Source organism: Enterobacter sp. SES19 (assembly GCF_011765665.1).
Classification (GTDB): Bacteria; Pseudomonadota; Gammaproteobacteria; order Enterobacterales; family Enterobacteriaceae; genus Enterobacter; species Enterobacter pseudoroggenkampii.
Window position 1 is genome coordinate 283,381 of record NZ_CP050320.1, and the last position, 14,566, is coordinate 297,946.

Below are 14,566 nucleotides of genomic sequence, written 5' to 3' on the forward strand. Positions count from 1 at the left end.
CATGTGAGAGTAGGGAACTGCCAGGCATCAATTAAGAAGAACCCCGTACCGTAAGGTGCGGGGTTTTTTGCTTTTGTCTTTCCCCCTCCTTGAAACTTTCTCACCTTCTGCTTGCAGACTCGACATTCAAACCATTTCTGGGTATCGTTAGCTATCTGGATGTCTAAACGTTTATACGTATGCTGTGAGGATATAAAGCTATGCCGATTCGGGTGCAGGACGAGCTACCAGCCGTCAATTTCTTGCGTGAAGAAAACGTCTTCGTCATGACGGCTTCGCGTGCGACAGGTCAGGAAATTCGCCCGCTGAAGGTGCTTATTCTCAATCTGATGCCCAAAAAGATCGAAACAGAAAACCAGTTCCTGCGTCTTCTGTCGAACTCCCCGCTGCAGGTCGATATTCAGCTGCTGCGAATCGACGCCCGTGAGTCACGTAACACGCCTTCTGAGCATCTGAACAACTTCTACTGCAACTTCGATGACATCCAGGGTGAAAACTTCGACGGACTGATTGTGACCGGCGCCCCGCTGGGTCTGGTTGAATTTAACGATGTCGCCTACTGGCCGCAGATCAAACAGGTTCTGGAGTGGGCAAAAGATCACGTCACGTCCACATTGTTTGTCTGTTGGGCAGTACAAGCCGCACTGAATATTCTCTATGGCATCCCCAAGCAAACCCGCACTGAAAAGCTCTCCGGCGTATACGAACACCATATTCTCCATCCACATGCGTTGCTGACGCGCGGGTTTGATGATTCTTTCCTGGCCCCGCATTCTCGCTACGCTGACTTCCCGGCCCAGCTGATTCGTGATTACACCGATCTGGAGATCCTGGCCGAAACGGAAGATGGGGACGCTTACCTGTTTGCCAGCAAAGATAAGCGCATTGCCTTTGTGACCGGGCATCCTGAGTACGATCCGCACACTCTCGCGTCAGAGTATTTCCGTGATGTCGAAGCGGGTCTTAATCCGGATGTGCCGTACAACTATTTCCCGAAAGACGATCCGCAAAACAAACCGAGAGCAACCTGGCGCAGCCACGGGAATTTGCTTTTTACTAACTGGCTCAACTATTACGTCTATCAGATAACGCCATACGATCTGCGTCACATGAATCCAACGCTGGAGTAATCGTCTGCACTAAACGATCCTAAAGCGTTTCAGCTATTCAAATCAGGCACCTTCGGGTGCCTTTTTTATTTCCGAAATACCCCTCATCATTCAGTCAAACTTTAATCTCAATAAAATCAAATAATTAATTGCAATTAAAAATTAAAATGGAAATTGTTTTTGATTTTGGAAAAAATAGAGATAGTCTTAATTCTGCTGAGCGAAAACTACCCAACGATCTTTCGTTCGCATCGGGAGCGTGATTTTGGATCTTTGATGAGGAGCAGAGTAATGACTCAACAGGCAACGACGGTCGATGAACTGGCCTTTACCCAGCCGTATGGCGAGCAAGAACAGCAAGTTTTGACGGCGGAAGCGGTAGAATTTCTGACTGAACTGGTGACTCGCTTTACGCCGCAGCGTAATAAGCTGCTGGCGGCACGCATTCATCAGCAGCAGGAAATTGACGATGGCAAGTTGCCTGGATTCATTTCGGAAACCGCTTCCATTCGTCGTGGCGAGTGGAAAATCCGCGGCATCCCTGAAGATTTACAGGATCGTCGCGTTGAGATCACCGGTCCGGTAGAGCGCAAAATGGTGATCAACGCCATGAACGCCAACGTTAAAGTCTTTATGGCCGATTTTGAAGACTCACTGGCGCCTGACTGGAACAAAGTTATCGACGGGCAGATCAACCTGCGCGACGCCGTGAACGGCACCATCAGCTATACCAATGAAGCCGGCAAAATTTACCAGCTCAAGCCGAACCCGGCGGTGCTGATCTGCCGCGTACGCGGGCTGCACCTGCCTGAAAAACATGTCACCTGGCGTGGGGAAGCCATTCCGGGCAGCTTGTTTGATTTTGCGCTCTATTTCTTCCACAACTACAAAGCCCTGCTGGCGAAGGGCAGCGGCCCGTATTTCTATCTGCCAAAAACGCAGGCCTGGCAGGAAGCGGCCTGGTGGAGCGAGGTCTTCAGCTATGCAGAAGATCGTTTCAACCTGCCGCGCGGCACCATCAAGGCCACGCTGCTGATTGAAACGCTGCCCGCCGTGTTCCAGATGAATGAAATTCTGCACGCCCTGAGAGACCACATTGTCGGCCTGAACTGCGGACGCTGGGACTATATTTTCAGCTACATCAAAACCCTGAAAAACTATCCCGATCGCGTGCTGCCGGATCGCCAGGTCGTGACCATGGATAAACCGTTCCTGAGCGCCTACTCGCGTCTGCTGATCAAAACCTGCCACAAGCGCGGTGCCTTTGCGATGGGCGGCATGGCGGCATTTATCCCGAGCAAAGACGCAGAACGCAACAATCAGGTGCTCAACAAGGTGAAGGCCGACAAAGAGCTTGAAGCCCGTAACGGTCACGACGGCACGTGGATTGCCCATCCCGGCCTGGCCGATACGGCGATGGAGGTTTTCAACCGCGTACTCGGTGACAATAAAAACCAGCTGTTTGTCACGCGCGAAGAGGATGCCCCAACGGCTGAAGAACAGCTGCTTGCTCCGTGTGCGGGCGAGCGGACGGAAGAGGGCATGCGTGCCAATATTCGCGTCGCCGTGCAATACATCGAAGCGTGGATCTCCGGCAACGGCTGCGTGCCGATCTACGGCCTGATGGAAGATGCCGCGACGGCGGAGATCTCACGTACCTCAATCTGGCAGTGGATCCACCATCAAAAAACGCTCAGCAACGGCAAGCCGGTGACCAAATCTCTGTTCCGCCAGATGCTGGCCGAAGAGATGCGGGTGATCCAGGACGAGCTGGGCGAACACCGCTTCAGTAGTGGGCGTTTTGACGACGCTGCGCGCCTGATGGAGCAAATCACCACATCAGATGACTTAATCGACTTCCTGACCCTGCCGGGCTACCGCTTCCTGGCGTAACTCACCACATAACAATATGGAGCATCTGCACATGAAAACCCGTACCCAACAAATCGAAGAGTTAAAGAAAGAGTGGACACAACCTCGCTGGGAAGGCATCCGCCGTCCTTACAGCGCGGAGGAAGTGGTGAAATTACGCGGCTCGGTCAATCCGGAATGCACGCTGGCGCAAAATGGCGCGGCGAAAATGTGGAAGCTGCTGCACGGTGGCTCTAAAAAAGGCTACATCAACAGCCTCGGCGCGCTGACCGGCGGTCAGGCGCTGCAGCAGGCGAAGGCCGGTATTGAGGCGATTTACCTCTCCGGCTGGCAGGTCGCGGCGGACGCCAACCTGGCCTCCAGCATGTACCCGGATCAGTCGCTCTATCCGGCTAACTCCGTGCCGTCGGTGGTGGATCGGATCAACAATACCTTCCGCCGTGCGGATCAGATCCAGTGGGCTGCCGGTATCGAACCTGGCGATCCGCGCTTTATTGACTACTTCCTGCCGATCGTCGCAGATGCGGAAGCGGGATTCGGCGGCGTGCTGAACGCCTTCGAGCTGATGAAATCGATGATTGAGGCCGGTGCAGCGGCCGTTCACTTCGAAGACCAGCTGGCGTCAGTGAAGAAATGCGGACACATGGGCGGTAAGGTGCTCGTTCCTACCCAGGAAGCCGTGCAGAAGCTGGTTGCCGCGCGTCTGGCTGCTGACGTGCTCGGCGTGCCGACGCTGGTGATTGCCCGTACCGATGCCGACGCGGCTGACCTGATCACCTCTGACTGCGACCCGTACGATAGCGAATTCATCACCGGCGAGCGTACCAGTGAAGGCTTCTACCGCACACATGCCGGCATTGAGCAGGCGATCAGCCGCGGTCTGGCGTACGCGCCTTATGCGGACCTGGTCTGGTGTGAAACCTCCACGCCGGATCTGGCGCTGGCAAAACGATTTGCCGACGCCATCCACGCGAAATACCCGGGCAAGCTGCTGGCCTACAACTGCTCGCCGTCCTTCAACTGGCAGAAAAAGCTGGATGACAAAACGATCGCCAGCTTCCAGCAGCAGCTGTCCGACATGGGCTACAAATACCAGTTCATTACTCTGGCAGGCATCCACAGCATGTGGTTTAACATGTTCGACCTGGCGCACGCCTACGCGCAGGGTGAGGGCATGAAGCACTACGTTGAGAAGGTGCAGCAGCCGGAGTTTGCCGCGGGTAAAGACGGCTACACCTTCGTGTCTCACCAGCAGGAGGTGGGAACCGGCTACTTTGATAATGTGACCACGATTATTCAGGGCGGCACCTCCTCCGTCACCGCCTTAACGGGTTCAACGGAAGAAGCACAGTTCTAATCTTTTCCCCCCTCTCCCCTCTGGGGAGAGGGTTGGGTAAGGGGAATATATGTCGCGTGGCCTGGAATTACTGATTGCCCAAACTATTTTGCAGGGCTTTGATGCCCAGTATGGTCGTTTTCTTGAAGTGACATCCGGCGCGCAGCAGCGCTTTGAACATGCAGACTGGCATGCGGTTCAGCAGGCCATGAAGCAGCGTATCCATCTCTATGATCACCACGTGGGTCTGGTGGTGGAGCAGCTGCGCTGTATTACCGACGGTAAAAGTCCCGACGCGGAATTTTTACTGCGCGTGAAGGAGCACTACACCCATTTGTTACCCGACTACCCTCGCTTCGAGATTGCGGAGAGCTTTTTCAACTCCGTCTATTGCCGGTTATTTGACCACCGCTCATTATCTCCTGAGCGGTTATTTATCTTCAGCTCCCAGCCCGAGCGGCGCTTTCGAACCATCCCACGTCCGCTGGCGAAAGATTTCTTTCCCGATCGCGGATGGGAAAAGCTCCTGCACCGCGTGCTAACGGATTTGCCGCTGCGCCTGCCCTGGGAGAATAAAACCCGGGATATCGGCTATATCTACGCCCATCTCAACGAAACCTTCGGCGCGGAGGTGCTCAGCCACAGCCATTTGCAGGTGGCCAACGAGCTTTTCTACCGCAATAAAGCCGCCTGGCTGGTGGGCAAACTGGTTACGCCAACCGCCATTGTGCCGTTTCTGCTGCCGATTCACCGTACCGACGACGGGGAACTGTTTGTCGATACCTGTCTGACCACCGGCGCCGAGGCCAGCATCGTGTTTGGTTTCGCCCGCTCCTATTTTATGGTCTATGCACCGTTACCTGCCGCACTGGTGGAGTGGCTGCGCGAGATCCTGCCGGGTAAAACCACCGCCGAGCTGTATATGGCCATTGGCTGCCAGAAGCACGCTAAAACGGAAAGCTACCGGGAATACCTGCGTTATGTCACTACCGCTGATGAGCAGTTTATCGAAGCGCCAGGCATTCGCGGTATGGTGATGCTGGTCTTTACGCTGCCGGGTTTCGACCGGGTCTTTAAGGTGATTAAGGACAGATTCGCCCCGCAGAAAGAGATGACCGCCGCGCACGTTCGCGCCTGCTACCAGCTGGTCAAAGAGCACGATCGCGTCGGGCGCATGGCGGATACCCAAGAGTTCGAAAATTTTGTGCTGGATAAACAGCAGATCGACCCGGCGCTCATGACGCTTTTGATGCAGGAAGCGCCCGCGAAAATCACCGATCTGGGTGACAAAATCGTGATTAGCCATCTCTACATTGAGCGCCGCATGGTGCCGCTGAATATCTGGCTTGAGCAGTCCGAAGGTCAGGCGCTGCGGGATGCCATTGAAGAATACGGCAACGCGATTCGCCAGCTCGCCGCCGCCAATATTTTCCCGGGCGACATGCTGTTTAAAAACTTCGGCGTCACCCGACACGGGCGGGTGGTGTTCTACGATTACGACGAGATTTGCTACATGACCGAAGTGAATTTCCGCGATATCCCACCGCCCCGCTACCCGGAAGATGAGCTTTCCAGCGAGCCGTGGTACAGCGTTTCGCCGGGCGATGTGTTTCCCGAAGAGTTTCGTCACTGGCTGTGTGCCGATCCGCGCATCGGACCGCTATTCGAAGAGATGCATGCCGATCTGTTTCGCGCCAGCTACTGGCGCGGACTGCAAACGCGGATCAAAAACGGGCATGTCGAAGATGTGTACGCTTACCGCCGCAAGCAGCGGTTTTGCATTCGCTTTTCTCCCTTTCCCTGTGGGAGAGGGCCGGGGTGAGGGCATCAGGCCGCACTCAATTTTAACGAATCCCACCGTACGCCAGCGTCACCTCTTTCGCCGCCTTAATCACCAGCGCACCGAGCTCGGTCACGCGGTCGTCGGTCATGCGTGAAATCGGCCCGGAGATGGAGATGGCGGCAAACGGCTCGCGGTGTTCGTCGAAAATGCAGGCCGCGAGGCAGCGCAGGCCCAGGGCATGTTCTTCATCATCAAACGAATAGCCGCGCTTGCGGGTCAGGGCCAGATCTTCTTTCAGATGCACGGGCGACACCAGCGTGGCGTGGGTGTAGGCGTGCAGCCCTTTACGGTGCAGCAGCCCCGTTACCTGCTCCTCGCTCAGCTGCGAGAGAAATGCTTTCCCCGCCCCGGACGCGTGCATCGGCAGCTTGCCGCCAATCGGTGCGGACATGCGCATCAGCTGCGTGCACTGCACCTGGTCGATGATAATCGCCTGATGATCGCTCTGGTCCAGTACCGCCAGGTTTACCGTCTCGCCGGACTCCTCCATCAGCTTGCGCAGAATCGGGTGCACAATCGCCAGCAGGTTGCGGCTCTGCAGGAAGCTGCTGCCGACGATAAACGCGTGCGCGCCCACCGCCCAGTGCCCCAGCTCGCCCACCTGACGCACAAAGCCCAGCTGCTGCATGGTGGTCAGCAGACGGTGCGTTGTGGAGTTCGGCAGGCCAGCCTGCTGGGCCAGCTCCGTCAGGGCCACGCTGCTGTGCGACTCGGCTATCCACTCCAGCAGCTTCAGACCGCGCGTGAGCGATTGAACCTGTCCGCCCTGTTGTGCGGCGGCGGTGGCAGCAGGCTTTCTGCCGCGTTTGGCGGGAACGGTCGCGACCATGACGATCTCCTTTTTCTGTATCGTGGAAATCATTTTCGTTTTATTTGGTGGATTTGCAACCGTTATCCTGACTGATCGGAGGAGTGATGGTGAACATGTCTCATGTTACCCCTGAGTGGCTTTTCCACCCTGCGAGATTATGCCAGTATGGAACCCAGCCTTTTGGCCTTGTTGAGCGTTGTCGGGAGCAAGTGTGAGCAGCAAAGTAGAGCAACTGCGTGCGCAGTTAAATGAACGAATTCTGGTGCTGGACGGCGGCATGGGCACCATGATCCAGAGCTATCGTCTGAGTGAAGACGATTTCCGCGGCGAGCGCTTTGCCGACTGGCCATGCGACCTTAAAGGAAACAACGACCTGCTGGTGCTCAGCAAGCCGTCCGTGATTAAGGATATCCACAACGCCTACTTCGAAGCGGGTGCGGATATCGTTGAAACCAACACCTTCAACTCGACAACAATCGCCATGGCGGATTACCAGATGGAATCCCTGTCGGCGGAAATCAACCTGGAAGCCGCGAAGCTGGCGCGCGCCTGCGCCGACGAGTGGACGGCCCGCACGCCGGACAAGCCGCGCTTCGTTGCCGGGGTGCTTGGCCCGACGAACCGCACCGCGTCGATTTCACCGGACGTCAACGACCCGGCGTTTCGTAACATCACCTTTGACCAGCTGGTCGCCGCCTACCGCGAATCGACCAGAGCGCTGGTGGAAGGCGGCTCCGACCTGATCCTGATTGAAACCGTCTTCGACACCCTCAACGCCAAAGCCGCAATTTATGCGGTGAAAGAGGAGTTTGAGGCGCTGGGTGTTGACCTGCCGATCATGATTTCCGGCACCATCACCGATGCCTCTGGCCGTACCCTGTCTGGCCAGACAACCGAAGCGTTTTATAACTCCCTGCGCCACGCCGAAGCGCTCTCCTTTGGCCTTAACTGCGCGCTGGGGCCGGATGAACTGCGCCAGTACGTGCAGGAGCTGTCCCGTATCGCGGAATGCTACGTCACCGCCCACCCGAACGCCGGTCTGCCGAACGCGTTCGGTGAATACGATCTCGATGCCGACACCATGGCGGCGCAAATCCGCGAGTGGGCCGAGTCTGGCTTCCTGAACATTGTCGGCGGCTGTTGCGGCACCACGCCGGAGCACATCGCGGCCATGAGCAACGCCGTCGCCGGACTGCCGCCGCGCAGGCTGCCCGAGCTGCCGGTTGCCTGTCGCCTTTCCGGACTCGAGCCGTTGACCATCGGCGAAGACAGCCTGTTTGTGAACGTGGGTGAGCGTACGAACGTCACCGGTTCCGCGAAGTTTAAGCGCCTGATCAAAGAAGAGAAGTACAGCGAAGCGCTGGACGTCGCCCGCCAGCAGGTGGAAAGCGGCGCGCAGATTATCGATATCAACATGGATGAGGGGATGCTCGACGCCGAAGCGGCGATGGTGCGTTTCCTCAACCTGATCGCCGGTGAGCCGGACATCGCCCGCGTGCCGATCATGATTGACTCCTCCAAATGGGAAGTCATCGAAAAAGGGCTGAAGTGCATTCAGGGTAAAGGCATCGTCAACTCTATCTCTATGAAAGAGGGCGTTGATATCTTTATCCACCACGCGAAAATGGTCCGCCGCTACGGTGCCGCCGTGGTGGTCATGGCCTTTGACGAAGTGGGCCAGGCGGATACCCGCGAGCGCAAAATCGAGATTTGCCGCCGCGCGTACAAGATTTTGACCGAAGAGGTGGGCTTCCCGCCGGAAGACATCATCTTTGACCCGAACATCTTCGCCGTGGCGACCGGCATCGAAGAGCATAATAACTATGCCCAGGACTTTATCGGCGCGTGCGAGGACATCAAGCGCGAGCTGCCGCATGCGCTGATCTCCGGCGGCGTATCGAACGTGTCATTCTCATTCCGCGGTAACGACCCGGTGCGTGAAGCGATCCACGCCGTGTTCCTCTACTACGCCATCCGCAACGGCATGGACATGGGGATCGTTAACGCCGGACAGCTGGCGATTTACGACGACCTTCCTGCCGAGCTGCGCGATGCCGTCGAGGACGTGATCCTTAACCGCCGCGGCGACGCCACCGAGCGCATGCTGGACCTGGCGGAGAAATACCGCGGCAGCAAATCGGATGAGGCGGCAAACGTTCAGCAGGCCGAGTGGCGTTCCTGGGATGTGAAAAAGCGTCTGGAATACTCGCTGGTTAAAGGCATTACCGAATTTATCGAGCTCGACACCGAAGAGGCGCGCCAGCAGGCAGCCCGCCCGATTGAGGTCATTGAAGGCCCGCTGATGGACGGCATGAACGTGGTCGGCGATCTGTTTGGCGAAGGCAAAATGTTCCTGCCGCAGGTGGTGAAATCCGCCCGCGTGATGAAGCAGGCGGTGGCGTATCTTGAGCCCTACATCGAAGCCAGCAAAGAGAAAGGATCCAGCAACGGCAAGATGGTCATTGCCACCGTGAAGGGCGACGTGCACGACATCGGCAAGAACATCGTCGGCGTGGTGCTGCAGTGCAATAACTACGAAATTATCGACCTCGGCGTGATGGTCCCGGCGGATAAAATCCTCAAGACCGCGCGCGAAGTGAACGCCGACCTGATTGGCCTCTCCGGCCTGATTACGCCGTCGCTGGACGAGATGGTTAACGTGGCGAAGGAGATGGAGCGTCAGGGCTTCACCATTCCGCTGCTGATTGGCGGCGCGACCACCTCGAAAGCGCACACGGCGGTGAAAATCGAGCAGAACTACAGCGGGCCGACGGTGTACGTGCAGAACGCCTCGCGCACCGTGGGCGTGGTCTCCGCGCTGCTCTCTGACACCCAGCGCGACGAGTTTGTTGAGCGCACCCGCAAAGAGTACGAAACCGTCCGCATCCAGCACGGCCGTAAGAAGCCGCGCACCCCGCCTGTTTCACTCCAGGCGGCGCGCGACAACGATCTGGCCTTTGACTGGTCGAGCTATACGCCGCCGGTCGCGCATCGTCTGGGCGTTCAGGAGGTCAGCGCCAGCATCGAGACGCTGCGCAACTACATCGACTGGACGCCGTTCTTTATGACCTGGTCGCTGGCGGGTAAATATCCGCGCATCCTGGAGGATGAGGTGGTAGGCGAGGAGGCGAAGCGCCTGTTTAAAGATGCCAACGACATGCTCGACACGCTGAGCGCAGAGAAAACCCTCAACCCACGGGGCGTGGTGGGGCTGTTCCCGGCGAACCGCGTGGGTGACGACATTGAAATTTATCGCGATGAAACCCGCACCCACGTATTGGCAGTCAGCCGCCATCTGCGCCAGCAAACCGAGAAAGTGGGCTTTGCCAACTACTGCCTGGCCGATTTCGTCGCGCCTAAGTTAAGTGGTAAAGCCGACTATATTGGCGCCTTTGCGGTAACCGGCGGTCTGGAAGAAGATGCGCTGGCGGACGCGTTCGAAGCGCAGCACGATGATTACAATAAAATCATGGTGAAAGCGATTGCCGACCGTCTGGCGGAAGCCTTCGCAGAGTACCTCCACGAGCGCGTGCGTAAGGTGCACTGGGGCTACGCGGCGAACGAAAACCTCAGCAATGAGGATCTGATCCGCGAAAATTACCAGGGCATTCGCCCGGCACCGGGATACCCGGCCTGCCCGGAACACACCGAGAAAGGCACCATCTGGAAACTGCTGGACGTCGAAGCGCATACAGGTATGAAGCTCACCGAGTCGTTCGCCATGTGGCCGGGCGCGTCAGTCTCAGGCTGGTACTTCAGCCATCCGGACAGCAAGTACTTCGCCGTGGCGCAGCTGCAGCGGGATCAGATCGAAGATTACGCCTTGCGCAAAGGGATGAGCGTATCAGAAGTGGAGCGCTGGCTGGCCCCTAATCTCGGCTACGACGCCGACTAAAATCACTTTTCCTTACAACAAACAGGGCACCTCAATGGTGCCTTGTCTCTTTCTTACGCTTAAACCCTTATACTGAACCTATGGAAAACGAATAACGATAAGGAGGAAAACCTTCCGTGCTGACCCTGTTACATCTGCTCTCTGCAGTCGCACTGCTCGTATGGGGCACCCATATCGTCCGTACCGGCGTGATGCGCGTTTTTGGCGCGCGCTTACGTACTGTTCTCAGCAGCAGCGTTGAGAAGAAGCCGCTCGCCTTCTGCGCGGGTATTGGCGTAACGGCACTGGTTCAGAGCAGCAACGCCACGACCCTGCTTGTCACCTCCTTTGTGGCGCAGGATCTGGTGGCGCTGGCCCCGGCGCTGGTGATTGTGCTGGGGGCGGACGTGGGCACCGCGTTGATGGCGCGTGTTCTGACCTTCGATCTCTCCTGGCTGTCGCCGCTGCTGATTTTTCTCGGCGTGATCTTCTTCCTCGGCCGCAAACAGACCCGCGCCGGTCAGCTCGGGCGCGTAGGGATTGGCCTGGGGCTGATCCTGCTGGCGCTGGAGCTGATTGTGCAGGCGGTCACGCCTATTACCGAAGCCAACGGTGTTCAGGTCATCTTCGCCTCCCTGACCGGGGACATTATGCTGGATGCTCTGATTGGCGCGGTGTTTGCTATCGTCAGCTACTCCAGCCTGGCCGCCGTGCTGCTGACGGCCACACTCACCGCGGCCGGGGCGATCTCCTTCCCGGTCGCGCTGTGCCTGGTGATCGGTGCCAACCTCGGCTCGGGCCTGCTGGCGATGCTCAATAACAGCGCGGCCAACGCCGCCGCCCGCCGTGTGGCCCTCGGCAGCCTGCTGTTTAAGCTGGTGGGCAGCCTGATTATCCTGCCCTTTATCCACCCGCTGGCGAACCTGATGGACAACCTCCCGCTGCCGAAAGCGGAGCTGGTGATCTATTTCCACGTGTTCTACAACCTGGTGCGCTGCCTGGCGATGGTACCTTTTGCCGGGTCGATGGCCCGCTTCTGCGAACGCCTCATTCAGGACGAACCGGAGCTGGATGCGCGCCTGAAACCGAAGCACCTGGATACGTCCGCGCTGGATACCCCGGCGCTGGCGCTGGCGAATGCCGCGCGCGAGACGCTGCGCATGGGCGACGCGATGGAAACCATGCTCGAAGGTCTGCAAAAGGTGATGCACGGCGAGCCGCGTGAAGAGAAAGAGCTGCGCAGGTTAGCTGACGATATCAACGTGCTCTATACCGCCATCAAGCTTTACCTGGCGCGCATGCCGCAGGACGAGCTGGCGGAAGAGGAGTCCCGCCGCTGGGCGGAAATTATCGAGATGTCGCTTAACCTTGAGCAGGCTTCGGATATCGTTGAACGCATGGGCAGCGAGATCGCCGACAAATCCCTTGCCGCGCGTCGTGCGTTTTCAGGTGAAGGCCTGAAGGAGCTGGAAGCGCTGCACGAACAGCTTGTCAGCAACCTCAAGCTGGCGATGTCGGTATTCTTCTCCAGCGATGTGCCGAGCGCGCGCCGCCTGCGCCGCAACAAGCATCGTTTCCGTATTCTGAACCGCCGCTACTCGCACGCCCACGTTGAGCGTCTGCACCAGCAGAACGTGCAGAGTATCGAAACCAGCTCACTCCACCTGGGACTGCTGGGCGATATGAAGCGTCTCAACTCGTTGTTCTGCGCGGTGGCGTACAGCGTGATGGAACAGCCGGATGAAGACGACGAGCGGGATGAGTATTAATCTCTGAAAGCGCCTCGCAAAACCTTGTTGCGAGGCGTGACACCTTATCAAGCGCCATTTACCCTTCAGACCTTACGTTTTTTAGGGAATAGGAAATGGTCGTTTATTACGCTACACTTCGCCAATTCATGCGCATTCCGATGGGGGTTTTCATGCGCACTACTCATGGCATTAAAAAATCAGTCAACGTGTCGTTAGCACCTGAAATCCTTGAAGAGGCGCGACGGCTTAAACTTAATCTCTCTGCCGTGCTCACGGCTGCACTGCAGGAGCAGTTTCGTGCGCATCAGCGTGCAGAGTGGTTAGCAGAAAATAAAGCTTCTATCGAGGCCATTAACCAATGGGTTGATGAAAACGGCTCCTTTAGTGACTTTCAGAGGTCGTTCTGATGGAGCAATATTTTGCTTATGAGAATGAAGGTAAGGGGAAAACTGCCTATCCCTGGCTAATCAATATGCAGCATCCCGTGGCTAATGTGATGAAGCATGTTCTGGTCGCCCCCGCAGTTGAACTTAGCCATCTGGGAGGCATTCAGCCACCTGCGAAAGTGTGCCCTGTCGTTGAGATAGCGGGTAAACCCTGTGTGGTAATGATGCACATGATGGCAGGCATATCGCCAAAAGAGTTAGGCGAGCGTGTCGCCGATCTTACGCAAAACCGTGCTTCATTGCGGGATGCACTCGATTTTTTGATCAACGGTTACTAACACTTTTTTGTCAGCCGCAAGGTAAGGTATATTTCGCCCTTCACAGGAGAAACTATGCTGCCAACTCAATCAACCCGATTAAACAAATACATTAGCGAGAGCGGGATCTGCTCACGTCGCGAGGCTGACCGTTACATTGAACAAGGTAACGTGTTTCTTAACGGCAAACGCGCCACCATCGGCGATCAGGTGGTGCCTGGCGATGTGGTTAAAGTGAATGGTCAGGTCATCGAACCGCGTGATGCTGAAGACCTGGTGTTTATCGCGTTGAACAAACCGGTTGGGATTGTCAGCACCACGGAAGACGGTGAGCGGGACAACATCGTTGATTTCGTGAACCACAGCAGCCGTATCTTCCCGATTGGCCGTCTGGATAAAGACTCTCAGGGGCTGATTTTCCTCACCAACCACGGCGATCTGGTCAACAAGATCCTGCGTGCCGGTAACGATCACGAGAAAGAGTACATTGTGACGGTAAATAAGCCGGTCACGGACGACTTTATTCGCGGTATGGGCGCCGGTGTGCCGATCCTCGGTACCGTTACGAAAAAGTGTAAGGTGAAGAAAGAAGCGCCGTTCGCGTTCCGTATTACCCTGGTGCAGGGCTTAAACCGCCAGATCCGCCGCATGTGCGAACATTTCGGTTATGAAGTGACGAAGCTTGAGCGCACGCGCATCATGAACGTCAGCCTGTCCGGCATTCCGCTGGGCGAATGGCGCGACTTAACGGATGACGAACTGATCGAGCTGTTCAAGCTTATCGAGAATTCCTCGTCCGAAGCGAAGCCGAAGGCCAAAGCCAAACCGAAAACCCAGGCGATTAAGCGTCCGGTGGTGAAGGCGCCGCAGGCGGAAGAGAAAGGGCGCGGCAAGCCGGGTAACGGAAAACGCTTTACCCAGCCGGGGCGCAAAAAGAAAGGGCGCTGATTAGCGCCTTCCACGGGTAGACGTTGTGGCCGACCAGGAAAAGGTCGCCTCTGCATCCGGTTTATAAGCCTGCTCTTTTTTCAGCTTGCGGGCTTTTTTCGCCGCGGCGTCACGCTGCGCCATCAGCTTATCGATGTACTCTTTTTTCACCTGATTGGTTTCGGCGTTCGTCAGCGTGCGGCCATGTGCGATACGGGCGCGGTCGAGAAGCGTTTTCAGTTCGCGCTGCTCGGCTTCGGTCATGTCTTTCTGGGTCAAACGTGGTGTAGCCATTGCTGAAGCCTCCTGAGAGAGAGGCTTCAGTGTAAAGCAAGCAGCG

11 protein-coding genes are annotated in these 14,566 nt (G+C 56.9%); 9 read left to right on the plus strand and 2 right to left on the minus strand.

Going from position 1 to position 14,566, the window contains the following annotated elements:
* Positions 1-200 precede the first annotated feature (200 nt).
* The 4 genes from metA to aceK all read left to right on the plus strand — a co-directional run bounded on the left by metA (position 201) and on the right by aceK (position 6,139).
* Positions 201-1,130, plus strand: a complete 930-nt coding sequence (gene metA / locus GXP72_RS01295; RefSeq protein WP_024906663.1) for a homoserine O-succinyltransferase — start codon at positions 201-203, stop codon at positions 1,128-1,130.
* A 270-nt stretch (positions 1,131-1,400) separates the two neighbouring features.
* Positions 1,401-3,002 (plus strand): malate synthase A, encoded by a 1,602-nt coding sequence (gene aceB, locus GXP72_RS01300; RefSeq protein ID WP_048990563.1) that lies wholly within the window; start codon positions 1,401-1,403, stop codon positions 3,000-3,002.
* Between the two features lie 31 nt (positions 3,003-3,033).
* Positions 3,034-4,338, plus strand: coding sequence for an isocitrate lyase (gene aceA, locus GXP72_RS01305; RefSeq protein ID WP_024906665.1), 1,305 nt, complete (start codon positions 3,034-3,036; stop codon positions 4,336-4,338).
* 49 nt (positions 4,339-4,387) lie between these two features.
* Positions 4,388-6,139, plus strand: a complete 1,752-nt coding sequence (gene aceK, locus GXP72_RS01310) for a bifunctional isocitrate dehydrogenase kinase/phosphatase (protein WP_208763402.1) — start codon at positions 4,388-4,390, stop codon at positions 6,137-6,139.
* A gap of 22 nt (positions 6,140-6,161) precedes the next feature.
* Here the strand turns inward: aceK and iclR are convergent, their stop codons facing one another.
* Entirely contained in the window at positions 6,162-6,989 is an 828-nt protein-coding gene (gene iclR, locus GXP72_RS01315) for a glyoxylate bypass operon transcriptional repressor IclR (RefSeq protein ID WP_139210932.1), read from the minus strand.
* A gap of 193 nt (positions 6,990-7,182) precedes the next feature.
* Here iclR and metH point away from each other — a divergent pair, with 193 nt between their 5' ends.
* The 5 genes from metH (at position 7,183) to rluF (ending at position 14,247) form a co-directional block, all read left to right on the plus strand.
* Entirely contained in the window at positions 7,183-10,866 is a 3,684-nt protein-coding gene (gene metH, locus GXP72_RS01320) for a methionine synthase (RefSeq protein ID WP_090420806.1), read from the plus strand.
* A gap of 116 nt (positions 10,867-10,982) precedes the next feature.
* Positions 10,983-12,614, plus strand: a complete 1,632-nt coding sequence (locus tag GXP72_RS01325) for a Na/Pi cotransporter family protein (protein ID WP_024906669.1) — start codon at positions 10,983-10,985, stop codon at positions 12,612-12,614.
* Positions 12,615-12,709: 95 nt separating this feature from the next.
* Entirely contained in the window at positions 12,710-13,003 is a 294-nt protein-coding gene (locus tag GXP72_RS01330; protein ID WP_048990569.1) for a type II toxin-antitoxin system CcdA family antitoxin, read from the plus strand.
* Positions 13,003-13,320: a CcdB family protein gene (locus tag GXP72_RS01335; protein WP_029740630.1), complete on the plus strand. Its 318-nt coding sequence runs from the start codon at positions 13,003-13,005 to the stop codon at positions 13,318-13,320. The genes GXP72_RS01330 and GXP72_RS01335 overlap by 1 nt, the downstream gene beginning before the upstream one ends.
* Before the next feature lie 54 nt (positions 13,321-13,374).
* Positions 13,375-14,247, plus strand: coding sequence for a 23S rRNA pseudouridine(2604) synthase RluF (gene rluF, locus GXP72_RS01340; protein WP_048990571.1), 873 nt, complete (start codon positions 13,375-13,377; stop codon positions 14,245-14,247).
* Here the strand turns inward: rluF and GXP72_RS01345 are convergent, their stop codons facing one another.
* Positions 14,248-14,520: a DUF3811 domain-containing protein gene (locus tag GXP72_RS01345; protein ID WP_023309994.1), complete on the minus strand. Its 273-nt coding sequence runs from the start codon at positions 14,518-14,520 to the stop codon at positions 14,248-14,250.
* Between the last annotated feature and the right edge of the window lie 46 nt (positions 14,521-14,566).

Excerpts from the sequence above, each read along its gene's own strand:
- metA (WP_024906663.1), top strand. The coding sequence starts at position 201 with ATGCCGATTCGGGTGCAGGACGAGCTACCAGCCGTCAATTTCTTGCGT.
- aceB (WP_048990563.1), top strand. The coding sequence starts at position 1,401 with ATGACTCAACAGGCAACGACGGTCGATGAACTGGCCTTTACCCAGCCG.
- aceA (WP_024906665.1), top strand. The coding sequence starts at position 3,034 with ATGAAAACCCGTACCCAACAAATCGAAGAGTTAAAGAAAGAGTGGACA.
- aceK (WP_208763402.1), top strand. The coding sequence starts at position 4,388 with ATGTCGCGTGGCCTGGAATTACTGATTGCCCAAACTATTTTGCAGGGC.
- iclR (WP_139210932.1), bottom strand. The coding sequence starts at position 6,989 with ATGGTCGCGACCGTTCCCGCCAAACGCGGCAGAAAGCCTGCTGCCACC.
- GXP72_RS01330 (WP_048990569.1), top strand. The coding sequence starts at position 12,710 with ATGGTCGTTTATTACGCTACACTTCGCCAATTCATGCGCATTCCGATG.
- GXP72_RS01335 (WP_029740630.1), top strand. The coding sequence starts at position 13,003 with ATGGAGCAATATTTTGCTTATGAGAATGAAGGTAAGGGGAAAACTGCC.
- rluF (WP_048990571.1), top strand. The coding sequence starts at position 13,375 with ATGCTGCCAACTCAATCAACCCGATTAAACAAATACATTAGCGAGAGC.
- GXP72_RS01345 (WP_023309994.1), bottom strand. The coding sequence starts at position 14,520 with ATGGCTACACCACGTTTGACCCAGAAAGACATGACCGAAGCCGAGCAG.